The sequence below is a fragment of the Pseudomonas sp. HOU2 genome (genome assembly GCF_040729435.1).
Taxonomy (GTDB): Bacteria; Pseudomonadota; Gammaproteobacteria; order Pseudomonadales; family Pseudomonadaceae; genus Aquipseudomonas.
Genome location: NZ_CP160398.1, coordinates 3,383,301 through 3,404,381 on the forward strand (window position 1 = coordinate 3,383,301; position 21,081 = coordinate 3,404,381).

25 protein-coding genes are annotated in these 21,081 nt (G+C 59.8%); 12 read left to right on the forward strand and 13 right to left on the reverse strand.

What is annotated here, in order from left to right:
- Nucleotides 1-5: 5 nt before the first annotated feature.
- Together ABV589_RS15285 and ABV589_RS15290 are read right to left on the reverse strand one after the other, a co-directional pair.
- Nucleotides 6-737: a carbonic anhydrase gene (locus ABV589_RS15285; protein WP_007962793.1), complete on the reverse strand. Its 732-nt coding sequence runs from the start codon at nt 735-737 to the stop codon at nt 6-8.
- Between the two features lie 236 nt (nt 738-973).
- Nucleotides 974-2,032 carry a PA0069 family radical SAM protein gene (locus ABV589_RS15290; protein WP_007962795.1) on the reverse strand — a complete coding sequence of 353 codons (1,059 nt, stop codon included), beginning with the start codon at nt 2,030-2,032 and terminating at the stop codon, nt 974-976.
- 222 nt (nt 2,033-2,254) lie between these two features.
- Here ABV589_RS15290 and ABV589_RS15295 point away from each other — a divergent pair, with 222 nt between their 5' ends.
- Together ABV589_RS15295 and ABV589_RS15300 are read left to right on the forward strand one after the other, a co-directional pair.
- Nucleotides 2,255-2,557, forward strand: a complete 303-nt coding sequence (locus tag ABV589_RS15295) for a hypothetical protein (RefSeq protein WP_367082286.1) — start codon at nt 2,255-2,257, stop codon at nt 2,555-2,557.
- Nucleotides 2,558-3,019: 462 nt separating this feature from the next.
- Nucleotides 3,020-3,295: a hypothetical protein gene (locus ABV589_RS15300; protein ID WP_367082288.1), complete on the forward strand. Its 276-nt coding sequence runs from the start codon at nt 3,020-3,022 to the stop codon at nt 3,293-3,295.
- A 54-nt stretch (nt 3,296-3,349) separates the two neighbouring features.
- On the opposite strand, the gene ABV589_RS15305 is transcribed toward ABV589_RS15300, so the two are convergent.
- The 3 genes from ABV589_RS15305 to ABV589_RS15315 are packed head-to-tail and all read right to left on the reverse strand — an operon-like array spanning nt 3,350 to nt 7,194.
- Nucleotides 3,350-4,648 carry a cytochrome c gene (locus tag ABV589_RS15305; RefSeq protein WP_367082290.1) on the reverse strand — a complete coding sequence of 433 codons (1,299 nt, stop codon included), beginning with the start codon at nt 4,646-4,648 and terminating at the stop codon, nt 3,350-3,352.
- A gap of 12 nt (nt 4,649-4,660) precedes the next feature.
- The gene (locus ABV589_RS15310; RefSeq protein ID WP_086794117.1) at nt 4,661-6,445 is read right to left on the reverse strand and encodes a GMC family oxidoreductase; all 1,785 of its coding nucleotides are present in this window, start codon (nt 6,443-6,445) and stop codon (nt 4,661-4,663) included.
- Nucleotides 6,446-6,447: 2 nt separating this feature from the next.
- Nucleotides 6,448-7,194 carry a gluconate 2-dehydrogenase subunit 3 family protein gene (locus ABV589_RS15315; protein ID WP_367082291.1) on the reverse strand — a complete coding sequence of 249 codons (747 nt, stop codon included), beginning with the start codon at nt 7,192-7,194 and terminating at the stop codon, nt 6,448-6,450.
- Nucleotides 7,195-7,504: 310 nt separating this feature from the next.
- On the opposite strand from ABV589_RS15315, the gene ABV589_RS15320 reads away from it, so the two are divergent.
- On the forward strand, nt 7,505-8,149 hold the full coding sequence (locus tag ABV589_RS15320) for a dual specificity protein phosphatase family protein (protein ID WP_367082292.1): 645 nt from the start codon (nt 7,505-7,507) through the stop codon (nt 8,147-8,149).
- A gap of 45 nt (nt 8,150-8,194) precedes the next feature.
- On the opposite strand, the gene ABV589_RS15325 is transcribed toward ABV589_RS15320, so the two are convergent.
- The gene (locus tag ABV589_RS15325; protein ID WP_007962808.1) at nt 8,195-8,479 is read right to left on the reverse strand and encodes a YheV family putative zinc ribbon protein; all 285 of its coding nucleotides are present in this window, start codon (nt 8,477-8,479) and stop codon (nt 8,195-8,197) included.
- Nucleotides 8,476-10,554: an oligopeptidase A gene (prlC, locus tag ABV589_RS15330; protein WP_367082293.1), complete on the reverse strand. Its 2,079-nt coding sequence runs from the start codon at nt 10,552-10,554 to the stop codon at nt 8,476-8,478. The genes ABV589_RS15325 and prlC overlap by 4 nt, the downstream gene beginning before the upstream one ends.
- Nucleotides 10,555-10,616: 62 nt before the next feature.
- On the opposite strand from prlC, the gene ABV589_RS15335 reads away from it, so the two are divergent.
- A complete protein-coding gene (locus ABV589_RS15335) occupies nt 10,617-11,162 on the forward strand; it encodes a gamma carbonic anhydrase family protein (protein ID WP_367082295.1) in 546 nt (181 codons plus the stop codon).
- Nucleotides 11,163-11,190: 28 nt separating this feature from the next.
- Nucleotides 11,191-11,841 (forward strand): HAD family hydrolase, encoded by a 651-nt coding sequence (locus tag ABV589_RS15340; RefSeq protein ID WP_367082297.1) that lies wholly within the window; start codon nt 11,191-11,193, stop codon nt 11,839-11,841.
- Nucleotides 11,842-11,956: 115 nt separating this feature from the next.
- Here the strand turns inward: ABV589_RS15340 and ABV589_RS15345 are convergent, their stop codons facing one another.
- Nucleotides 11,957-13,033: an aminopeptidase gene (locus ABV589_RS15345; protein ID WP_367082298.1), complete on the reverse strand. Its 1,077-nt coding sequence runs from the start codon at nt 13,031-13,033 to the stop codon at nt 11,957-11,959.
- Nucleotides 13,034-13,091: 58 nt separating this feature from the next.
- On the opposite strand from ABV589_RS15345, the gene ABV589_RS15350 reads away from it, so the two are divergent.
- Together ABV589_RS15350 and ABV589_RS15355 are read left to right on the forward strand one after the other, a co-directional pair.
- Nucleotides 13,092-13,514, forward strand: coding sequence for a hypothetical protein (locus tag ABV589_RS15350; RefSeq protein WP_367082300.1), 423 nt, complete (start codon nt 13,092-13,094; stop codon nt 13,512-13,514).
- Between the two features lie 40 nt (nt 13,515-13,554).
- Nucleotides 13,555-13,974, forward strand: a complete 420-nt coding sequence (locus ABV589_RS15355; protein WP_007962816.1) for a hypothetical protein — start codon at nt 13,555-13,557, stop codon at nt 13,972-13,974.
- 6 nt (nt 13,975-13,980) lie between these two features.
- Here the strand turns inward: ABV589_RS15355 and ABV589_RS15360 are convergent, their stop codons facing one another.
- Together ABV589_RS15360 and ABV589_RS15365 are read right to left on the reverse strand one after the other, a co-directional pair.
- Nucleotides 13,981-14,220, reverse strand: coding sequence for a DUF1161 domain-containing protein (locus ABV589_RS15360; RefSeq protein ID WP_367082301.1), 240 nt, complete (start codon nt 14,218-14,220; stop codon nt 13,981-13,983).
- Nucleotides 14,221-14,469: 249 nt separating this feature from the next.
- Nucleotides 14,470-14,901, reverse strand: coding sequence for an OsmC family protein (locus ABV589_RS15365; RefSeq protein ID WP_007962818.1), 432 nt, complete (start codon nt 14,899-14,901; stop codon nt 14,470-14,472).
- 240 nt (nt 14,902-15,141) lie between these two features.
- Between ABV589_RS15365 and ABV589_RS15370 the strand changes: the two genes are divergently transcribed.
- On the forward strand, nt 15,142-16,143 hold the full coding sequence (locus tag ABV589_RS15370; RefSeq protein WP_007962819.1) for an LLM class flavin-dependent oxidoreductase: 1,002 nt from the start codon (nt 15,142-15,144) through the stop codon (nt 16,141-16,143).
- 165 nt (nt 16,144-16,308) lie between these two features.
- Here the strand turns inward: ABV589_RS15370 and ABV589_RS15375 are convergent, their stop codons facing one another.
- Both ABV589_RS15375 and ABV589_RS15380 read right to left on the reverse strand, forming a co-directional pair.
- Nucleotides 16,309-16,533 (reverse strand): DUF1161 domain-containing protein, encoded by a 225-nt coding sequence (locus tag ABV589_RS15375; protein ID WP_258677659.1) that lies wholly within the window; start codon nt 16,531-16,533, stop codon nt 16,309-16,311.
- A gap of 124 nt (nt 16,534-16,657) precedes the next feature.
- Nucleotides 16,658-16,873: a dodecin gene (locus ABV589_RS15380; RefSeq protein WP_003220389.1), complete on the reverse strand. Its 216-nt coding sequence runs from the start codon at nt 16,871-16,873 to the stop codon at nt 16,658-16,660.
- Nucleotides 16,874-17,043: 170 nt separating this feature from the next.
- Between ABV589_RS15380 and ABV589_RS15385 the strand changes: the two genes are divergently transcribed.
- Nucleotides 17,044-17,370, forward strand: coding sequence for a YqjD family protein (locus ABV589_RS15385; protein WP_003220391.1), 327 nt, complete (start codon nt 17,044-17,046; stop codon nt 17,368-17,370).
- Here ABV589_RS15385 and ABV589_RS15390 read toward each other — a convergent pair.
- Complete coding sequence (locus tag ABV589_RS15390; RefSeq protein WP_367082303.1) at nt 17,343-18,260, reverse strand: LysR family transcriptional regulator; 918 nt, start codon at nt 18,258-18,260, stop codon at nt 17,343-17,345. The two genes, ABV589_RS15385 and ABV589_RS15390, sit on opposite strands and share 28 nt — an antisense overlap.
- A 114-nt stretch (nt 18,261-18,374) precedes the next feature.
- Here ABV589_RS15390 and trpB point away from each other — a divergent pair, with 114 nt between their 5' ends.
- The 3 genes from trpB (at nt 18,375) to ABV589_RS15405 (ending at nt 20,994) form a co-directional block, all read left to right on the forward strand.
- A complete protein-coding gene (gene trpB / locus ABV589_RS15395) occupies nt 18,375-19,607 on the forward strand; it encodes a tryptophan synthase subunit beta (protein ID WP_115986503.1) in 1,233 nt (410 codons plus the stop codon).
- On the forward strand, nt 19,607-20,419 hold the full coding sequence (gene trpA / locus ABV589_RS15400) for a tryptophan synthase subunit alpha (protein WP_367082305.1): 813 nt from the start codon (nt 19,607-19,609) through the stop codon (nt 20,417-20,419). Before trpB ends, trpA begins: the two co-directional genes overlap by 1 nt.
- A gap of 122 nt (nt 20,420-20,541) precedes the next feature.
- Nucleotides 20,542-20,994, forward strand: a complete 453-nt coding sequence (locus ABV589_RS15405; RefSeq protein ID WP_367082306.1) for an anti-virulence regulator CigR family protein — start codon at nt 20,542-20,544, stop codon at nt 20,992-20,994.
- The last annotated feature ends 87 nt before the right edge of the window (nt 20,995-21,081 follow it).

Below are 21,081 nucleotides of genomic sequence, written 5' to 3' on the forward strand. Positions count from 1 at the left end.
AGGATTTAGAAGCGCGCTTTGGGCGTCGCCACCGGAATCGGATGGCTGCCGTCGAGCGGCAGGAAGCGTCCCTGATCCGCGTCGTAAGCTTTGATTTCGCTGGTTTCGATGTTGTAGACCCAGCCATGGATGAACAGTTGACCGTTCGCCATGCGTGAGGCTACCGAAGGATGGGTACGCAAGTGCTGCAATTGGGCTATGACGTTTTCCTCGGTGAGGATCGGCATGCTCTCTTTTTCGTCGGTGCAGTTGCAGTTTTCGTGCACCATGGTTTTTGCCACTTCGGCGTGGCGCAACCAGGCTTTGACCGTTGGCATTTTTTCCAGGCTTTCCGGATTGAGCACTGCGCGCATGGCGCCGCAATCGGAATGGCCGCAGATGATGATGTGTTGCACGCCCAGCGCCAACACCGCGTATTCGATGGCAGTGGAAACGCCGCCGTTCATCTGGCCGTAAGGCGGCACGACGTTGCCGACGTTACGGGTCACGAACAGATCGCCCGGCGAGCTCTGGGTGATCAGTTCGGGCACGATGCGCGAGTCGGCACAGGTGATGAACATCGCCCGTGGCGATTGCGCCGTGGCGAGTTTCTTGAAGAGTTCTTCCTGCTGCGGGAAGACCTCATGATGAAAATGCAAAAAGCCGTCAACGATCGTACGCAACGCTGCATCGGCGGATTCCGCCCCAGGGACGGCTTGCGCCGACGCAGCCAACGGCTGTTTATCCTTGTCACTCATGATTCATCCTCTTTGGCGGATTCGGGGAGTCGTTCCCGTGTGTTCCGGTATGAAGCCAGTGGCTGTTTAAAACATCCGGGCCATCCCGACCCGTCAGTCACTCGATGAACAAGGTAGCCGCCGAAACTTAACTCAAACTGAATCGAGCGCTCTAGAACGTGTGTTCCAGGTCACAAAAACGTGACTGGCGTATTTCAACGGAAGGATTCTGACCCTCAACCATAAACTGATTGTCGCTAAATCAACGACATCTGGCGACCCGGTGGACAGAAGGCAGTGCAGTCCAGGTTATAGCCCTCGCGATGGTTGAGGCCGAGCCGTTTGATCGCTTTGGCAAAGCGTTGCGCCAGCAGGTCGGCGAATGGCCCTTCGCCGCGCATCCGCGCACCGAAACGGCTGTCGTAAAGCTCGCCGCCACGGCTCTGGCGGATCAGGCTCAGGACATGGGCCGCGCGCTGCGGATAGTGCGCTTGCAGCCACTCTTCGAACAGCGGCGCCACCTCCAGTGGCAGGCGCAGCATCATGTACGCGGCACTCTGTGCTCCAGCCGCGTGGGCCTCGTTCAGCAGGCTCTCGATTTCACTGTCGTTGATCATCGGAATCATCGGCGAACACAGCACCCCCACGGGAATGCCTGCTTCGCGCATCACCCGGATCGCCCGCAGCCGTGCTTTCGGGGCAGCGGCTCGCGGTTCGAGGATGCGTTTGAGTTCATCGTCCAGCGTGGTCAGGCTGATCATCACCGCCACCAGCCGTTGCTGTGCCAGTTCGGTGAGCAGGTCAAGGTCGCGCAAAATCAGCGAGCCTTTCGTGACGATGGTCACCGGGTGCCGATAGCGCAGCAATACTTCAAGGGTCTGGCGGGTGATCCGGTGTTCACGTTCGATGGGCTGGTACGGGTCAGTGTTGGAGCCAAGGTTGATCGGCGCGCACTGATAACCTTTTTTCCCAAGCTGTTCTTCCAGTACCTGGGCGGCGTTGGTCTTGGCGATCAGCCGGGTTTCGAAATCCAGCCCCGGCGACATGTCCCAATAAGCGTGGCTCGGTCGCGCATAGCAATAGATGCAGCCGTGCTCGCAGCCGCGATAGGGATTGATCGAGCGATCGAAGGGCAGATCCGGCGAGGTGTTGCGGGTGATGATGGTTTTTGCGGTCTCGATCATCACTTCAGTGTTCTGCGTCTCGGGCACTTCCTGATACCAGCCGTCGTCCTCGGCCACCGAACGGTTCGGCGCGAAACGGTTGTGCGGGTTGGTCGCAGTGCCGCGACCGCGAGGAGGCAAGGGCGTGTGCATCGCAAAGGTCCTGATGACTGTATGTGCGTACAGTATCGCTGGCGCGAGCAAACAGCCAGTGCCGTTCGGCGATTCGGGATATGTGAAAAGGGTATCCGGTTTATTGACTACTCCTTTTATTGCAACCCGGAGACACATGTTTCAAGTAGCAGTACAACTTGCAATGTCGCTAGTATTCGCCGTGTTGCACTTCTGCTAATCAATGTTTAAAAGGAATTAAATGTGTCTAACTTTAACCATCGCGGCATCTTTCTACAGAAACTTGGTCCGACTCCGGTTGACCCGGATGAAGTACTGGTGTCCATGCAGTTCGCGCTGAAGCAATCCGGATGGGATGCAGAGAACGCTGTGCCTACCGACTCCCTGCTGGATTCGCGGATTATCATTGCGTCGTCCTATGACGGGGGCAAAACCTTCGACGTGCGCAATGACAATGATGTCGATGGTGACGGTGATATCGATGCAGATGACAAGGCCAAGTTGCTGGCGCTGGCCAAGGCTTATGTAAGTATCGTTAATCCATAAGCTTACGACTATAAATGCAAAAAGCCCTGCATGATTCACGCATGCAGGGTTTTTTTCGGACAGTGTTTCGTCGATACCGTAGTCAGCATGTCAGCATGTCAGCATGTCAGCATTTAACTCAGAATTTAAAATCTCTCATTAAGGCAATGTTGACGTCGGCAAGTTTGCTCCCTGGCGCGTTGTCTGCAAACGATAAAAGTATGCATCTGTAAAGACGGCCGGCACCGACGGTACTCAAACCGACCAAAGCAGAGGCGAGGTCGTCTGCCTGGGTGTAATAGGAGCGAGCGACTACTGTCAGAGTTGACAGGTATATGCATTTACAGCGCTCAAGTTTACTGCTGGATGGTTGTACACCCTGTCAGGTCTGACAGTAGACCGGATTTCCCCCACTCGTTAACTTCCGGAAAACTGCGACAGATTGCCGATTGGCGCAGTGCAATCAACTGAAGGATTGACTGCATGACTATCAGGATATTGCTGGAAATTGCGGATATGGACCAAGACGGAAATCCGGAAGTCGCGATTTATCACTTCAATGAAGACGCCACCGAAATGATGGATTACGATTACTCGTTGTTCGCTTCTTCGTCGGAAGCTAACGGTCGTTATGACTTGATTTCCGAAGAGGTCCTCGATGGTGATGGCGATGGCGACGTCGATAAATACGACAAGAAGCTGTACTTGCAGTTGGCCGACGCTTTTGCGCAGTTCAAGGGCTTTCAGTCCAGGCGTTGAATTGCCCGCTGACACAACAAAGCATTAATGCCATGTCAGCGGTATCCAATCTCGTTAATGCGAAGTGACTTGCCCCAGATCATCCCCGGAAGTGGTCTGCATATCATTCTTGCGCAGGCTTTCGACGTCGGCAGCGTTCACCGGCGCCCCTTTGTTGCCCCAACTGCCACGGATAAAGCTCACCACATCCGCCACTTCCTGATCCGACAAGCGCCAGGCGAAACCCGGCATGGTAAAGGTCGATGGTGCCGTGTGCGTGGCCGGCAGGGTGCCGCCCTTGAGTACGATGTGGATCAGCGAGGTCGGGTCCTCCGATTGCAGCACCGGATTGCCCGCCAGCGCCGGGAACACCCGAGTGTAGCCATGGCCGTCTGTACGGTGGCAGGCCGCGCAGTTATCGATGTACACCGCCGCGCCGCGCTGGCTGTCGTCGCCGTTCCACAGGGCTTTGGCCGCTTTCTCGTCGTACTGGTGCGGCTGATCGGCAGGGTCATTGGCCGGCAGCGACTTGAGGTAACGGGCAATCGCGGTCAGGTCGGCGTCGGTCATGTACTGCATGCTGTGGGTGACCACATCGCTCATGCCACCGAACACTGCGCTGCGGTCGCTGCGCCCGGTCTTGAGGAATTGCACCAGCTGCGCTTCGCTCCAACTGCCCAGACCATCCTTGTGATCACCGCGCAGGCTCTTGGCGATCCAGCCTTCCAGCGGTGCACTGCCGGCAAGAAAATTCTTGCCGTCTGCCGCGCTCAGGGATTTTTCTTGCATGGTCAGGGCTCGTGGGGTATGGCAGGCGCCGCAGTGGCCGAGGCCCTCGACCAGATAGGCGCCGCGATCGATCACCGGATCATCCGAGGTGGCCTTGTAGTCCTCGACCTTCGGCGCAAACAGCCAGCGCCAGCCCATCAATGGCCAGCGCATGCTCAGCGGCCATGGAATGTCGCTGGCCTTGTTCTCCTGCGCTACCGGCTCGACGCCGTGCATGAAGTAGGCGTACAGCGCTTTCATGTCGCTTTCGCTGACACGGGCGTAGGACGGATACGGCATTGCCGGGTACAACGTACTACCGTTTTTGGCGACGCCGTGACGTACTGCCTGGTCGAAGTCCTCGAAGCTGTAATCACCAACGCCGGCTTTGTCCGGGGTGATGTTGGTCGAGTAGATCGTGCCGATCGGCGTTTCCATTGGCAGGCCGCCGGCGAACGGTTTGCCGCCCTTGGCGGTGTGGCAGGCCACGCAGTCACCCGCGCGGGCGAGGTATTCGCCTTGTTTGATCAACGCTTGATCGACGTCGGCGGCTTGTACAGCCGTGCTGCCGAGCAGGGCCAAAGTGGCGATAACGAGATTTTTCATGGTCATCGCTCCTTATGCCTGAACCAGCGGGCCGGGGTTTTTCAGGTACTGCTCGCGGATCGCCTTGGCCGACCAGTAGGTCAGAGCGGCAACCAGTCCGGTCGGGTTGTAACCCAGGCCCTGCGGGAACGCCGACGCGCCCGGTACGAACACGTTGTGCACATCCCAGCTCTGCAGATAGCGGTTCAGCGCGCTCTTCTTCGGATCGGTGCCCATGATCGCGCCACCGTTGAGGTGGGTGGTCTGGTAGGCCGCCGTGTTGAAGTGATCACCAACCTGCTTGCCGATCACCGCGATGGCTTTCGGACCCATGGCCTGGGCGACCTTGCCCATTTTCTCGACCATGAAACGGTTCATCTTGATGTCGTTTTCCTGCCAGTCGAAGGTCATCCGCAGCAGCGGCAAACCGTAGGCATCGCGGTACACCGGATCCAGATCGAGGTAGTTGCCACGGTAGGACTGATGCGCGCCGTGGGCGTCCATCGACACCTGATGGGTGTAGTAATCGGCGGTCGCGCGCTTCCACTGGCTGCCCCAGGCCGGGGTGCCGGGCGGGTTCGAAGTGCCGGCAATCGGACGGCTGCCCGCCTGGTTGACCCACATTGGCGAGCCGCCGACGAAGCCATGCGGGCCGTGGTCGAAGTTGTCGGCGTTGAAATCGTCCAGCGCTACGCCGTTGCCGCCGGCGCCGATGAAATTGTTGGTGTGGGTGTCCTTGTCGAAGAACGCCTTGATGGTCGCCATGTTCTGGTAGGCGAAGTTACGCCCGACCACGCCTTCGCCACTGATCGGGTCGTAAGGCTTGCCGATGCCCGATAGCAGCATCAACCGCACGTTGTGCAGCTGGAAGGCGCCGAGGATCACCAGATCCGCCGGTTGCTCGATCTCGCGGCCCTGGCCGTCGATGTAAGTCACGCCGGTGGCCTTGGACTTGGTGCTGTCGAGATTGACCCGCAGCACATGGGAGTTGGGCCGCAGTTCGAAATTCGGCAACGGCTTGAGCGCTGGCAGAATGTTCACGTTCGGCGACGCCTTGGAATACATGTAGCACACGTAACCGCTGCAGAACCCGCAGAAGTTGCATGGGCCCATCTGTGCGCCGTAGGGATTGGTGTACGGCCCCGAGGTATTAGCGGACGGCAGGTTGTAGGGTTTGTAACCGACCTCTGCCGCCGCTTTGCCGAACAGTTGTGCGGAAACCGTATTCTTCTGCGCTTCCAGCGGGAACGGGTTGGAGCGATCCGGTGCGTAAGGGTTGCCGCCCTTGCCTTGCCCGACCAGCTGGCCCTTCACGGTCCAGGCCTGGCCGGAGGTGCCGAAGACTTTTTCGGCGAAATCGAAAAACGGCTCCAGCTCTTCATAGCTGACGCCGAAATCCTGGATGGTCATGTCCTTGGGGATGAAGCTTTTGCCGTAGCGCTCTTCGTAATGGCTGCGCATACGCAGTTCGATCGGATCGACGCGAAAATGTACGCCCGACCAGTGCAGGCCCGCGCCGCCGACGCCATTGCCCGGCAGGAACGCACCCAACTGGCGGTTCGGCAGGGCGATGTCGTTGACGCTGTGGCGGATGGTGACGGTCTCTTTCGAGATGTCCTGAAAGAGTTTTTTGCGCACGCTGTAGGTGAGTTCGTCGATCACCTGCGGATAGTTGCCGTCGGGGTAAGTGTCCTGCATCGGCCCGCGCTCCAGCGCCAGCACATTGAGCCCGGCTTCGGTCAGCTCCTTGGCCATGATCGCGCCAGTCCAGCCGAAACCGACGATCACTGCGTCGACCTTCTTCATTACGGTTGCCATGCTCAAGCCCTCTCGCCGCGAATCGAAACTGCCGGGAAGGGGTATTGCTCGTTGCGTTCCACCCAATCCATGAAATCGGCGCGGGCGCCGGGGAAGCCGATCATGGTCCAGCCGACCATGCCTTTATTGCCACCGTGGATCGGGTCGCAGAAGAACCCTTCCTTGGTGTTTTGCAGCAACAGGCTGAAGAAAATCTTCGCGGGGACTGCAGCGAACTGCGGTTTTCCGGCTTCGAGTTGCTTGAGCAAATCTTCTCGGGTAGCGCTGTCTTGCTCGGCAAATGTTTTACCGTTGAGCGATTTTGCCCACTGATCCGTGGCAGCGATGCCCAGGCGATAGATCTCTTTGGGCACCAGCTTGCTCTGCCAGCCCATCTCCGGCGCAGCGTCGGCGTTGAACGGACCTTGCATGTACCACAGGGCACCGGCGGCGTACGGGGTGTTCATCTGGCGGTCGATGTATTCCGGCACGCCGGCTTCCAGGGCACCCGGGCCTTGCTCGTCGTTGGGGATCAGGTGCGCCACGGCGGCGTTGATGAAGGCCCATTCCTCGGCGGTGAAATAGCTCGGCTGGTAAGCGCTGGCGTCAGCCTTGGCCGGTGTGGCTGCGGGCGCCGCCGGGGCCGCTTCAGGCGCAGCTTGCAAGACGCTGCTGCCCAGACCGCTACCGGCGAGGGTGACCACGGGAATCAGGGTCAGGGATTTGCGCAAGAACTCACGCCGCGGGTTGTCTCGATCTGCATCAGACATGGGGGTGCACCTCATCAGGCATTGATGGTTTTCCGCCGTTTCTGCGAACGGCGTGAGCATTTTTTCGTTGCGGCGTGGCCCGGTGATTGACCGGGAAAAGGGGGACGCCTGCAACATCGTGTGACAAATGGTAGCAGGCTACACATCGGGATGAACCGATTCAGCGGAAAAAGCTGCGGTTTTTTTAGCGGGCGCTCAATGAAATCGCCCGGATTCACGATTCTTTGACAAGTGCCTCACAGGGCTTTGACCGGCAGACGTGGAAGCTGCGAGGCCTTTCATTGATGAATTCCGATACGGTCAGCCCAGCATGTCTCGAGTGCGCCTTTTTCCTGCTTTGTGTTTGTCGCTTGTTGCCCTGTTGCACTTGATGCCGGCCCAGGCTGACGCCGCTGTCACATCGCGCCCGCCGGAGTGGGCGCAACCGGTTGAAGTGCAATACAACCTGTTCCAGATGTCACCAACGCTTTACCGCAGCGCCTTGCCCGACGGTGGCGTGGTTCCATTGCTGAAGAATCTCAAAGTGGCGACGGTGATCAACTTCTTGCCGGAAGCTGACAGCAGTTGGCTGTCCGAGCCGGGCATCAATCAAGTGCAACTGCCCTATCGCACCAACCACGTCGATGACGCCGATGTGCTCAAGACCTTGCGCGCGATTCAGGCTGCCGAAGCCAATGGCCCGGTGCTGATGCACTGCAAACACGGTTCCGACCGCACCGGCCTGATGGCGGCGATGTATCGGATTGTGGTGCAAGGCTGGAGCAAGGAAGACGCGCTGAATGAAATGACGCAGGGCGGTTTTGGTGAAAGCGGCCATTTCAAGGATGGCGTGCGTTACGTGATGCAAGCCGATGTCGACAAACTGCGCACCGCGTTGGCCAACGGCGATTGCAGCACCAGTGCCTTTGCCACCTGCTCGATGAAGAGCTGGTTCCAGTCGGTCAACCTCAAGTAAGCCGCACCCTCCACGGCATTGCACCGTGGAGGGTCATTCGCCGGCTCAGTCCTCGGACTTTTTCTTCAGCTTCGGATTCGGAAAGAACTGCACGGCCTGGACGGTTTTGTCCGGCGCTGGCTTGAGCGCGCTGGTATTGACCCGCGTGCCCAGTTCCTTGGGAACCGACAGCCCCTGCTCGTTCAGCGTATCCGAGTAACCGCAGGCCACGCACTCACGGTGCGGCACGCTGTCCTCGTTCCACATCATCAGTTTATCCGGCTCGCTGCACGCCGGGCAGACAGCCCCGGCGATAAAGCGCTTCTTGGTAATCACAGGTGCCTCACTCATGCTGCCGCGTCCTCACTCAGGCCGCTATGGCGCAAGAGTGCGTCAATCGAAGGCTCGCGACCACGGAAGTCGACGAACAGCACCATCGGTGCCTGCGAGCCGCCACGGGCCAGAATCGCTTCGCGGAAGGCGCGACCGGTTTCGGCGTTGAGCACGCCGTCTTCTTCGAACCTGGAGAAGGCATCTGCCGACAGCACTTCCGCCCACTTGTAGCTGTAGTAGCCCGCCGCGTAACCGCCGGCGAAGATGTGCGCGAAGCTGTTGGGAAAGCGGTTGTACACCGGTGGGCGCATTACCGACACCTCGTCGCGCACGCCTTCCAGCACTTGCGCCACGCTGCGGCCGTCACCGTGAGTGGCGTGCAGTTCGAAGTCGAACAGCGAGAATTCCAGCTGACGGACCATCATCAACCCGGACTGGAAGTTTTTCGCCGCGAGCATTTTTTCCAGCAGGTCTTGCGGCAGCGGCTCGCCGGTTTCGTAGTGACCGGAGATCAGCGCCAGGCCTTCCGGCTCCCAGCACCAGTTTTCCATGAACTGGCTCGGCAGCTCGACCGCATCCCACGCCACGCCGTTGATCCCCGAGACACCGGCGTGATCAACGCGGGTCAGCAGGTGATGCAGGCCGTGACCGAATTCGTGGAACAGGGTGGTCACTTCATCGTGGGTCAGCAGGGCAGGCTTGCCGCTGTCCGCCGGGGTGAAGTTGCACACCAGGTTGGCGACCGGACTTTGCAACACGCCGTCAACGGTGCGGCGACGGTCGCGGGCGCCGTCCATCCACGCCCCGCCACGCTTGTTGGCGCGGGCGTAGAGGTCGAAGAAGAAGCGGCCGACGTGCTGGCCGTTCTCCTTGATTTCGAACAGACGCACGTCCGGGTGCCAGGTGTCGAAGCCTTTCAGTTCGGCGATTTCGATGCCGTACAGGCGCTGGACGATAGCGAACAGACCGCTGAGGACTTTATCGATCGGGAAGTACGCGCGCAGGGTTTCCTGAGCGACGCTGTAGCGCTGCTCGCGGAGTTTTTCTCCGTAGAAACCGCTGTCCCAGCTTTGCAGATCGGCGCAGCCCTGTTCGGCGGCGTAAGCGCGCAGCTGCTGCAGATCCTGCGCGGCGAACGGTTTGCTGCGCTTGGCCAAGTCGCGCAGGAAGCTCAGCACCTGATCGCTGGACTCGGCCATTTTGGTTGCCAGGCTCAGCTCGGAGAAGCTGGCGAAACCCAAGAGTTTTGCCAGTTCCTGACGCAGGTCGAGGATATCTTCCATGACCGGACCGTTATCGTTCTGCCCGGCGTTCGGGCCTTGGTCCGAGGCACGGGTGCAGTAGGCGGCGTAGACTTCTTCACGCAGCTTGCGGTCCTGGGCGTAGGTCATCACCGCGTAGTAGCTCGGGAATTCCAGGGTGATCAGCCAGCCGTCGAGGCCTTTGGCCTGCGCAGCGGCGGCCATTTGCGCCTTGGCCGAATCGGTCAGGCCGGCGAGGGCGGCTTCGTCGGTGACGTGCTTGGTCCAGGCTTGCGTGGCATCGAGCAACTGGTTGGAGAAGCGGCTGCCCAGCTCGGACAGTTTGCTTTGCACTTCGGCGTAGCGTTTCTGTTCCGCTTCCGGCAGGTCGATACCCGACAGACGGAAATCGCGCAGGGCGTGTTCCAGAATGGTTTTTTGCGCCACGTCGAAACCGGCGGCTTCCGGGCTGTTGGCCAGCGCCTCATAGGCCTGGAACAGCTCGCGGTTCTGGCCCATCTCGGTGGAGTAGGCGCTGAGGGCCGGCAGGCACGACTCGTACGCTTCGCGCAGTTCGGCGCTGTTGCACACGGCGTTGAGGTGGCTGACCGGGCTCCAGGCAGCGCCGAGGCGATCGTTGAGTTCGTCCATCGCCAGTACCAGGCCGGCCCACGTAGGGTTCTGACCCTGGGTCTTGAGAATTTCGGCGATGGCGGCGCGGTTGTCGGCCAGAATGGTTTCGATGGCTGGCAGCACGTGTTCGGCACGGATCGTGGAGAACGGCGGCAGGTCGTAGGACTGCAGAAGAGGGTTGTTCACGCTCACGGTTGGCACCTTGGCTGGAAGAAACATGTGCCCATCTTAATTACAATCGACACTCACCGCAGCTATCGGCGACAGAGAGAGAACTTATCGTGCCCGTTCGCAAGTACCAGAATCACACCCCGCAACTCGGTCAAGGCGCGTTTGTCGACGCCTCCGCGGTGGTGATCGGCGACGTCGAAATCGGCGAAGACAGCTCCGTGTGGCCGCTGACCGTGATCCGTGGCGACATGCACCGCATCCGCATCGGTGCGCGCACCAGCGTGCAGGACGGCTGCGTGCTGCACATCACCCACGCCGGGCCGTTCAACCCGGAGGGCTTTCCGCTGCTGATCGGCGATGACGTGACCATCGCCCACAAGGTCATGCTGCATGGCTGCAGCGTCGGCAGTCGCGTGTTGATCGGTATGGGCAGCATCGTCATGGACGGCACGGTGGTCGAGGACGATGTGATCATCGGCGCCGGCAGCCTGGTACCGCCGGGCAAGCGCCTGGAAAGCGGTTTTCTGTACGTGGGCAGCCCGGTGAAACAGATCCGTCCGTTGACCGACAAGGAACGCGCCTTCTTCACCTACAGCGCCGCCAACTACGTGAAGCTCAAGGACCTGCATCTGGCCGAGGGCTACGATCAGCGCTGAATCGCCTTACACCTGCACAGGATTTCTCATGCATTACCAGACTGTACTTTTCGACCTCGATGGCACCCTGACCGACCCGCGTGAGGGCATTACCCGTTCCATACAGTTCGCCCTCGGCAAGCTCGGCATCGATGAGCCGGACCTGACTAGACTCGAACACTTCATCGGCCCGCCGCTGTTGCAGGCGTTCATGCAGTTTTATGGCTTCGATGAGGCCAAGGCCTGGGAGGCGGTGAATTTCTATCGCGAGCGCTTCAAGGTCACCGGCCTGTACGAGAACCGTGTGTTCGACGGCGTCACACCGTTGCTCGAGACCCTGAGTGGCCAAGGGCGACAGCTGTATATCGCGACGTCCAAGCCGTGGGAGTTCGCCCGGGAGATCGCCCGGCACTTCGACTTCGCCAAGCATTTCAAGGTTATCTATGGCAGTGAACTGGATGGCACGCGAACCAACAAGGTCGAGCTGATCGCGCACCTGATCGCCGAAGAAGGGCTGGACCCGGCTAATACGCTGATGATCGGTGATCGCAAGCATGATTTGATCGGCGCGCGCAGCAACGGTGTGGATGCGGCGGCGGTGGGATATGGGTTTGGCAGTTTTGAAGAGCTGAATGCCGAGGCGCCGGCTTATCATTTTGAGACTTTGGCTGAGTTGCATCAGGCGTTTCTGCGGCGCTGATGAGTCGGCCATCGCTGGCAAGCCAGCTCCCACAGGTGAGCAGTGGGCGCACTTTCACCTGAATCCATGTGGGAGCTGGCTTGCCAGCGATGAAGCCGGATCAGCCGACATCAATTCAAGATCCGGCCAAAGCTTTCAAGGCCGCTTTACGCTCCGCGACAGCTAAACCACCCAACTTCTCGACCTCAGCATAAAACCGCACCCAATCCCCCCCAACCTGCCTGAACAGTGCCGCAAACGCCGGCACCCACTGGTCATACAGCCCGAACGGCAACAGCCGCGCATTGTTCAGCGGCATATTCACCCACGCGTCATAGCGCTTGTCCCCGGCCCACTGACTGTCACGCATCACCCGGTAATCGCGCCGAAACCGCTCGAATTGCGCCGCCTTTCGCTCGCGCATCTGCTCGGCCGGCAGCGGCTGTGCGTAAAGCGCTTCAAGCCGCGACCGCGTTTCCAGTACCAGCTCGATGAACTGATCCCGCTGCTTGAGCCGCGAGTCGGTATCCGCAGGCAGACCACGAAACGCCCGCCACTGCCGGGTACCTTCCTGCTCGACAAACGTGGCGAAGGACTCGTTGAACTCGGTGTCGTCCTTCACATAAAAGCGCTGATGCGCCAGTTCATGAAAGATCAGCGTGGCCAGACGCTCATCGCCCCAGCCCATCATCGAATTGAGGATCGGGTCATTGAACCAGCCGAGGGTCGAATAGGCCTCGACGCCGCCAATCGACACGTCCATGCCTTGCAGACGCTGGATCGCCGCTTCGCCGCGCGCGGCGCTCTGGCTGTAGTAGCCGCGATAGGCCACGCAACCGGCGATCGGGAAACAATGGTTCTGCGGGGTCAGGGAAAACTCCGGGGTGGCGAACACGTTCCACACCACATACGGCCGGCCGATGTCGGCGTACAGCCGATAGCTCTGGTTGTCGGGCAGGTGCAGGTGTTCGCTGGCGAATGCGCGGGCTTTCTGCGACTGGATCAGGTGCGTGCGCAGCTTGGCGTCGCGGCTTGGGTCGGCGATCACCATGGCTACCGGCTCGCGCGCCCGCAGCAACTGCAACTGACCGCTGGCCAATTGGCTGTAATAGCTGACGCTGGAACAACCGTTGAGCAACAAAAACATCACACCCGGAAACAAAATCCGAAAAACGCGATCAAGTACCCCATGGCTTGGAAGCGGCCTGCTCAAAATAAAAATCCTTTGGAAAGTCTGCCCGCAAGACTATCCCGCCATCTGGAGCTTCGCTATGCGCATGTTGTTGCTGACTGGAGGCCTGCTGACGCTGGCCGGTTGTGCCGGATTCGGAATGCCCGATCCTGACCCCTCGCAAGCCTGGATCGATCTCGATGCCCGGCAACAGGACACAGCGCTGCAAGCGCTGAAGGTCGATGACAAGACGACCGTCGACAAACGTTATTTTGAAGTCGAGCCCGGCAGTCACCAATTGCAGGTGCGTTATCAGTTCCCGGTCGAAGCCACCAACATCGGCCCCGATGCCGAACCGCTGTGGCGCGACTGCCAGTTGAAGGTGAAATTCAAGGACTTCAATGCCGGCCAGCGTTATCAGCTGCAAGCTGGCAGCATCGGTTTCCGGCCATGGGCCAAGCTCTATGACGAGCAGCACAATGTGGTCGGTCAGGGCACGCCCGCAGGCTGTCAGCGCACCTGATCAGCGCTATGCTGGAGGTCTGAATCCCTGGACATCCATCATGCGCAAGTTGATGTTGTTGCTCGCGGTCGGCGCTGTCGCTGGCTGTCAGACCCCATTGCCGCCGATTGATCCGCAAATGGCCTGGGTCGATTTCTCGACCCCGACCCCCGGCGGAAAACTGCTCATGGCCGAGCGCCTGGATAATCAGCGCCTGAGCGACGGGCGTTTCTTCCAGGTCACCCCCGGTAGCCATGAGCTGCGGGTGCGATTTGATTTCGAGGTGTTTGGTGGCGGCGGCAGTCTGATGACCGGTCCCGTGGAGCGACTGTGCTATTTGTATATTCGCTACGACCATTTCGAGGCCGGGCAGCGTTATCTGCTGGAGGGGCGTTCGCTAGGGTTCACGCCGAGCGCCCGTCTGTACAACGCCAAGCGTGAGATCGTTGCCGAGGATCACGACATGGATTGCCTCAGCTGAGACGGTTCAGTTGTCGTTCTTCTGGTAAATGATTGCCTTGGTGCCGTTTTCACAGGTGCCGACGACCATGGCTACGTCGTGTTTGTCGGCCTCTTCCTTGCTGACGATTTCCAGCGTGTAGGACGGCACGGCGTTCGCCTGGATCTTTACTTCGATTTCTTTCCTGAGTTCTTCACAGTCTTTCGGTGCGGCCAGAACCGTTGTGGCCAATGCACTGCAGAGGATCGCCAAGCCAATACGTTTCATAATCTTGAAGCTCCATGGGGCAGCGCGCACGGGCGTGCGCTGAAGCTGCTGTCACTTATTCGACCATATTTTTGCAGCGCGGGTTCTGACTTCGCTCACATCTTCAGGCTCTACGGTGCTTTTAGGATCGCCATCGCGAGCAGGCTCACTCCTACATTCGATCTCCAGCGGACACTACAATTGTGAACAACCGAGATTCCTGTAGGAGTGAGCCTGCTCGCGATGGCATCAGATCCTGTCAGCGATGACTCAACTGACTAATGATGCCTCAAGGGTAATCTTCGCATTCAATACCTTGGACACCGGGCACCCTTCCTTGGCCTTGTTGCTCAGTTCTTCAAACTGCGCCTGAGTAGCGCCAGGGATTTTCGCCTTGAGGATCAACTTGATCGCAGTGATGGCAAAGCCACCCTCGACCTGATCCAGCGTAACCTCTGCCTGAGTGTCGATGCTCTCGGCCTTCAGGCCCGCATCGCCCAAAATCATCGAAAACGCCATGGAAAAACAGCCGGCATGTGCGGCGCCGATCAGTTCTTCCGGGTTGGTGCCCTTGCCGCCTTCGAAGCGGGCCTTGAAGCCGTAAGGCGCTTCTCTGAGGACGCCGGTCTCGGTAGAGATCGAGCCGATGCCGGTTTTCAGATCGCCTGCCCAATGCGCGGATGCTTTCTTCACGATAGCCATATCTGCCTCCTCAAGATCTGGCGCGGAACGCCGCGCCGTCGTGGTTTTTGCTTGCAAGGCTTCTGAGGATAGACGCCGGAACAAAGTTCAGCCCGAGTGAATCGTTGACTTTTTTAGTAGGATTTTTCTCTCAGCTATTGAAACTCGGGTATATGCCCTCATTGCACAGAACACGCTTATGAATTCGGCAGGTTTTCGTTCGCAAGAAAAAACCTGCAGACCACTCGGAGACGCAGGTTTATGAAGCAACTGTCCGATGTAAAATTTTCCACCCTCGATCTGGTGCCGGTGCGCGAGAACGGCAGCCCGGCACAATCGCTGCGCAATTCGCTGGATCTGGCGCAGCACGTCGAGAAATTCGGCTACACCCGCTTCTGGGTCGCCGAACACCACAACATGGACGGCATCGCCAGTTCCGCCACCTCGGTGCTGCTGGGATATCTGGCCGGCGGCACCTCGACGATTCGTGTCGGCTCCGGCGGGGTGATGTTGCCCAACCACGCGCCGCTGGTGATCGCCGAGCAGTTCGGCACTCTCGAAAGCCTCTATCCGGGGCGCATCGACCTCGGTTTGGGCCGCGCGCCGGGTTCCGACCAGATGACCGCCCGCGCTCTGCGCCGCGAACGCTCCGGCAGCGCCGATGATTTCCCGGAAGACGTCGCCGAGCTGGTGCGTTTTCTCGGCCCGCGCACCCCGGACCAACGGGTGATCGCCATGCCCGGCACCGGTACCAACGTGCCGATCTGGTTGCTTGGTTCCAGCCTGTTCAGCGCGCAACTGGCCGGTGAGCGCGGTTTGCCTTACGCCTTCGCCTCGCACTTCGCTCCGCGCTTCATGCACGAGGCGATCCGCGTCTATCGCAACCACTTCAAGCCATCGGCGGTGCTCGACAAGCCGTACGTGATGCTCGGTGTGCCGCTGGTGGCGGCGGATACCGATGAGCAGGCCGATTACCTGGCGACTTCGGTGTACCAGCGCATTCTTGCGCTGATGCGTGGGCAGAGCCTGGTGCAGCGTCCACCGGTGAAAACCATGGACGGCCTGTGGCTGCCCCATGAGCGCGAGGCGGTTGGAGATTTCCTCGGTCTGGCGATGGTCGGCAGCCCACAGAAAATCCGCGCGAAGCTGGAGGTGCTGGTCGAGCAGACCCAGGCCGACGAGCTGATTTTCACCTGCGACCTGTATGAACACGCCGATCGCGTGCATTCCTACGAACTGCTGGCGCAGGTCATGAAAGGATAACGCGGCCCCCGTGTAGGAGCTGTCGAGTGAAACGAGGCTGCGATCTTTTGATCTGATTCTTTTAACCAAGATCAAAAGATCGCAGCGTGCTGCAGCGCCTACAGGTAAATCATCGCCCACAAAAAAGCCGACGCCTTCGCGTCGGCTTTTGCATTTCAGGCGCGATCAACCACGTTTGTAGACGATTTCCTTGGTGCCACCTTCGCAACTGCCAACGACCTTGCCGCCAGCGGCTGCACCCTTGTCGACAATCTCCAGCGAATAACTGGAGGCACCCTTGGCATCAATCTTCGCCGCAATCTCGCTTTTCAACTCTTCACAAGGCTTGCCAGCAGCCAACGCGCCACCCGCAAGGCTCAACAAACCTACTGCCAATATGAACTTCTTCATCGGTCGCACTCCCTGGTCGGATTAAAAGAGGTGGGCATCAGGTCTCCCGATGCACTCACCTTGTAGCGCTTTGCCATTCCTATGGCACTCGGCCAGCGCGCAAGTTCAGAAGCGTAGCCCAAAGTCAGCTGCTGGCAATGCGAAAGCCCACTTTGAGTGTTACCTGAAAATGCGCAGCCTTGCCGTCCTTGATGTGGCCACGGGTATCGACCACTTCAAACCATTCCAGATGCTTGATGCTCTTGTTCGCTTCAGCCAGCGCGTTGTTGATGGCGTCTTCGATGCTGCTGGTGGACGAGCCGACCAGCTCGACTTTCTTGTACGTGTGATGGTCACTCATGGCGATCTCCTTGGCGTTTGGAATTGATGTGTGGATTTGAGACTAGCAGTGAATCTGCACTGTTGATTTCGGCGGCCCGGCGCAAGCGAAGTTCAGATTTTCTGCACTTTCTCAAACCGCTGAAGTCCCAACCAACACACGCCACTCATCACCAATGCAGGAGAGCCACCATGGCCAACACCTCTTTACGTAAAGCCTCGTTGCAAAGCATGGAAGCCGAGATCGAGAGTCTGCTCAAATCGTTGGAAAGCTTGAAAGACGACGCTTCGGACGAGTCGCGCAAGACCCTCAAGGCGCTCAAAAGCAACGCCGAAAGCGCACTGAAGCACTCGCGCAGCCTGCTCAGCGATGCCTATGAAGAAGTCAAAGTGAAAACCCGCGAGACCGGCATCGCCACCCGCGATTACGCTCAGGAACACCCTTGGACCACCGCCGGTGTGGCGGTCGGTGCAATCGGTCTGCTCGCCGCTTATTTGCTGTTCAAGCGCGGCGAGTGATCGCTCTGGCGCAGCTCGTTCTTGAGCCATTGCGCCAGTTGCCGGGCGCGCCCGTCTGCGGCGCGCTTGGGTAGCCACAACGCCAGTTGCGCCGGGGTTTCGCAGAAGCCCCATGGCGCAACCAGGCGACCGGCCTTCAAATCCTCTGTCACCAACGGCTCCGGCGCGATTGCCACGCCAAGCCCGGCCACTGCGGCTTCCAGTAGATAATACAAATGCTCAAAACCTTGCCCGAGCTTCAGCGCCTTGGCGTCGAGGTGGTTTTGCTGTGCCCAGCTCGGCCACGCTTGTGGGCGGGAAGTGGTGTGCAGCAGCGGTTCACTGAGCAAGGCTGCGGCCGGCGCGGATTGCAGGCGTTGATAACCGCTGAACAGCGGACTCATCACCGGGCCGATGCGTTCTGCGGCCAGTTCGTAGACCTGCATGTCGGCCGGCCATGGCGGCTCGGCGAACAGCAACAAGGCATCGAGACCTGGGCGCCGTGGATCGAGATCACCTTCACCCGCTGACAAGTGCAGACGCAAGTCCGGCAGATCGGCGTTGAGCCGCCCCAGGCGTGGGATGAACCATCGCGCCAACAGACTGCCGGAGCAGCCAAGAACGAACGGCGCATCAGCGGTGCTTTGCGTCAGCTCGGCACACACACTGCGCAACCGATCAAAGGCTTCACCGCTGGCATCTCGCAGTCGAACACCGGCATCTGTGAGTTTCAAGCCGCGACCATCCTTGACGAACAGGCTCACGCCCAGATGCTCTTCGAGCACCTTGAGCTGACGGCTAACCGCGCCATGCGTGACGTGCAACTGTTCGGCCGCCTGGCTGACGCTGTTCAGCCGGGCGGTGGCTTCAAATGCGCGCAAGGCGTTCAGCGGGGGAAGGTCGTGGCTCATGGTATCTGTGAGATTTCCTGACAGGTTGTGGCGATCTTATCGGTTTTCAGCCTGGAAGGTCAGGGGTAGAGTGAACGCCATTGTCTTCTCTCCCGAATTCACCTGGAGCACATCATGACCCAGACTTCGAACACCTCCAATCTGCGCAACGGCCCGGACGATAACGGCCTGTTCGGTGCGTTCGGTGGCCGTTACGTGGCGGAAACCCTGATGCCGCTGATCCTCGATCTGGCCCGCGAATACGAAGCGGCCAAGGAAGATCCTGCATTCAAGGAAGAACTGGCCTACTTCCAGCGTGACTATGTCGGACGTCCAAGCCCGCTGTATTTCGCCGAGCGTCTGACCGAGTTTTGCGGTGGCGCGAAGATCTACCTCAAGCGCGAAGAGCTGAACCACACTGGCGCGCACAAGATCAACAATTGCATCGGCCAGATCCTGCTGGCGCGGCGCATGGGCAAGAAACGCATCATCGCCGAAACCGGCGCCGGCATGCACGGCGTGGCAACGGCCACCGTGGCCGCGCGTTTTGGTCTGGACTGCGTGATCTACATGGGCACCACTGACATCGAGCGTCAGCAGGCCAACGTGTTCCGCATGAAGCTGCTGGGCGCCGAAGTGATTCCGGTGGTGGCCGGCACCGGCACCCTGAAAGACGCGATGAACGAAGCGCTGCGTGACTGGGTAACCAACGTCGACAGCACCTTCTACCTGATCGGCACCGTGGCCGGCCCGCACCCTTACCCGGCAATGGTGCGCGACTTCCAGGCGGTGATCGGCAAGGAAACCCGTGAGCAGCTGCAAGCCCAGGAAGGTCGTCTGCCGGACAGTCTGGTGGCGTGCATCGGTGGCGGTTCCAATGCCATGGGCCTGTTCCACCCGTTCCTCGATGATCAGAGCGTCGAAATCATCGGCGTCGAAGCGGCCGGTTACGGCATCGAAACCGGCAAGCACGCCGCCAGCCTCAACGGTGGCGTACCCGGTGTGCTGCACGGCAACCGTACTTTCCTGCTGCAGGACGACGACGGCCAGATCATCGACGCTCACTCGATTTCCGCCGGCCTCGACTATCCGGGCATCGGCCCTGAGCACGCCTGGTTGCATGACATCGGCCGCGTCCAGTACACCTCGGTGACCGACGACGAAGCCCTCGCTGCGTTCCACCAGTGCTGCCGCCTCGAAGGCATCATCCCGGCACTGGAAAGCGCTCATGCGTTGGCTGAAGTGTTCAAACGTGCGCCGAAACTGCCGAAGGATCACCTGATGGTGGTCAACCTGTCGGGCCGTGGCGACAAAGACATGCAGACCGTCATGCACCATATGGAACAGTCGAAGCAGGAGAAACACTGATGAGCCGCCTGCAAACCCGTTTTGCCGACCTCAAGCAACAGAACCGCGCTGCGTTGGTCACGTTCGTCACCGCCGGTGACCCGGACTACGACACCTCGCTGGCAATCCTCAAAGGTCTGCCGGGCGCTGGCGCCGATGTGATCGAGTTGGGTATGCCGTTCACCGATCCGATGGCCGATGGTCCGGCGATTCAACTGGCGAATATCCGTGCCTTGGGCGCCAGGCAGAATCTGGCGAAAACCCTGCAGATGGTTCGCGAGTTCCGCGAAGGCAACAGCGACACGCCGCTGGTGCTGATGGGCTACTTCAACCCGATCCACATGTACGGCGTTGAGCGTTTCATCGCTGATGCCAAAGCGGCGGGCGTTGATGGTCTGATCGTGGTCGACATGCCGCCGGAGCACAACGCCGAGCTGTGCGACCCGGCACAGGCTGCCGGTCTGGACTTCATCCGCCTGACCACCCCGACCACTGACGATGCGCGCCTGCCGAAAGTGCTCAATGGCAGTTCGGGCTTCGTTTACTACGTGTCGGTGGCCGGGGTGACCGGCGCCGGTGCGGCGACGCTGGAGCACGTCGAAGAGGCGGTGACCCGTCTGCGTCGCCACACTGATCTGCCGATCAGCATCGGTTTCGGCATCCGAACTCCGGAGCAGGCGGCGTCCATCGCTCGTTTGGCGGACGGGGTGGTGGTGGGTTCGGCGCTGATCGACCATATCGCCAATGCGACCACGCCAGCCCAGGCTGTCGATGGCGTGCTGGGTCTGTGCAAGGCACTGTCCGAAGGCGTGCGTCAGGCCCGCGTCAACTGAAGGTAAAATTCCTGATACAGAGGAATTAGCGCCTCACAACGCAGCCTAATCCAGCAAGACCGAGGGATTCAGAACCACGTTCTGAATCCCTTTTTGCTGTTGGTGCAGTGAGGAAAGACCCGATGAAAATGCCGAAACGTCTGATTGCCGGACTGGGTGTGCTGATGCTCAGCGCGACGCCGCTGCTGGCCAGCGCCGATCCACGCGATGATCATGACCACGGCGGCCCGCAGCAGGGCCAGTACAACAACCATGGCAACGACCATCGCGACGATCACCGTGGCCCGCAGAACGACCACCGTGGCGGCCCGCCGCGCGACTTCGGGCCGATCCGTCAGACCATTCGCGACAATCACGGCTACTTCGTGCGCGGCGCACCGCCACCTCCGGGTATCCATCTGGAACGCGGCCGGCCGTTGCCGCACGGGTATTACGGCGAGCGACTGGATGGTCGGGCGCTGAGTCGTCTGCCGGTGTATCCGGGCTATGAGTGGCGCCGCGCCGGTGGTGACATTGTGTTGATCGCAGTGGGTACCGGGATCGTTTACGAAATTCTGGATGGTGTTTTGTACTGATTTGGCACGATCATCTGTGGCGAGGGAGCTTGCTCCCGCCGGGGCGCGGAGCAGCCCTGAAAATTCGGCATTCAACCGATTTACGAC

What these genes read in the sequence shown, in the direction of transcription:
- prlC (WP_367082293.1), bottom strand. Translation starts at nt 10,554, where the DNA reads ATGTTTCTTCCAGCCAAGGTGCCAACCGTGAGCGTGAACAACCCTCTT.
- ABV589_RS15365 (WP_007962818.1), bottom strand. Translation starts at nt 14,901, where the DNA reads ATGGCTATCGTGAAGAAAGCATCCGCGCATTGGGCAGGCGATCTGAAA.
- ABV589_RS15305 (WP_367082290.1), bottom strand. Translation starts at nt 4,648, where the DNA reads ATGAAAAATCTCGTTATCGCCACTTTGGCCCTGCTCGGCAGCACGGCT.
- ABV589_RS15310 (WP_086794117.1), bottom strand. Translation starts at nt 6,445, where the DNA reads ATGGCAACCGTAATGAAGAAGGTCGACGCAGTGATCGTCGGTTTCGGC.
- ABV589_RS15325 (WP_007962808.1), bottom strand. Translation starts at nt 8,479, where the DNA reads ATGAGTGAGGCACCTGTGATTACCAAGAAGCGCTTTATCGCCGGGGCT.
- ABV589_RS15300 (WP_367082288.1), top strand. Translation starts at nt 3,020, where the DNA reads ATGACTATCAGGATATTGCTGGAAATTGCGGATATGGACCAAGACGGA.
- ABV589_RS15290 (WP_007962795.1), bottom strand. Translation starts at nt 2,032, where the DNA reads ATGCACACGCCCTTGCCTCCTCGCGGTCGCGGCACTGCGACCAACCCG.
- ABV589_RS15385 (WP_003220391.1), top strand. Translation starts at nt 17,044, where the DNA reads ATGGCCAACACCTCTTTACGTAAAGCCTCGTTGCAAAGCATGGAAGCC.
- ABV589_RS15405 (WP_367082306.1), top strand. Translation starts at nt 20,542, where the DNA reads ATGAAAATGCCGAAACGTCTGATTGCCGGACTGGGTGTGCTGATGCTC.
- ABV589_RS15355 (WP_007962816.1), top strand. Translation starts at nt 13,555, where the DNA reads ATGCGCAAGTTGATGTTGTTGCTCGCGGTCGGCGCTGTCGCTGGCTGT.
- ABV589_RS15375 (WP_258677659.1), bottom strand. Translation starts at nt 16,533, where the DNA reads ATGAAGAAGTTCATATTGGCAGTAGGTTTGTTGAGCCTTGCGGGTGGC.
- ABV589_RS15315 (WP_367082291.1), bottom strand. Translation starts at nt 7,194, where the DNA reads ATGTCTGATGCAGATCGAGACAACCCGCGGCGTGAGTTCTTGCGCAAA.
- ABV589_RS15370 (WP_007962819.1), top strand. Translation starts at nt 15,142, where the DNA reads ATGAAGCAACTGTCCGATGTAAAATTTTCCACCCTCGATCTGGTGCCG.
- ABV589_RS15390 (WP_367082303.1), bottom strand. Translation starts at nt 18,260, where the DNA reads ATGAGCCACGACCTTCCCCCGCTGAACGCCTTGCGCGCATTTGAAGCC.
- ABV589_RS15350 (WP_367082300.1), top strand. Translation starts at nt 13,092, where the DNA reads ATGCGCATGTTGTTGCTGACTGGAGGCCTGCTGACGCTGGCCGGTTGT.
- ABV589_RS15380 (WP_003220389.1), bottom strand. Translation starts at nt 16,873, where the DNA reads ATGAGTGACCATCACACGTACAAGAAAGTCGAGCTGGTCGGCTCGTCC.
- trpA (WP_367082305.1), top strand. Translation starts at nt 19,607, where the DNA reads ATGAGCCGCCTGCAAACCCGTTTTGCCGACCTCAAGCAACAGAACCGC.
- ABV589_RS15285 (WP_007962793.1), bottom strand. Translation starts at nt 737, where the DNA reads ATGAGTGACAAGGATAAACAGCCGTTGGCTGCGTCGGCGCAAGCCGTC.
- trpB (WP_115986503.1), top strand. Translation starts at nt 18,375, where the DNA reads ATGACCCAGACTTCGAACACCTCCAATCTGCGCAACGGCCCGGACGAT.
- ABV589_RS15360 (WP_367082301.1), bottom strand. Translation starts at nt 14,220, where the DNA reads ATGAAACGTATTGGCTTGGCGATCCTCTGCAGTGCATTGGCCACAACG.
- ABV589_RS15340 (WP_367082297.1), top strand. Translation starts at nt 11,191, where the DNA reads ATGCATTACCAGACTGTACTTTTCGACCTCGATGGCACCCTGACCGAC.
- ABV589_RS15320 (WP_367082292.1), top strand. Translation starts at nt 7,505, where the DNA reads ATGTCTCGAGTGCGCCTTTTTCCTGCTTTGTGTTTGTCGCTTGTTGCC.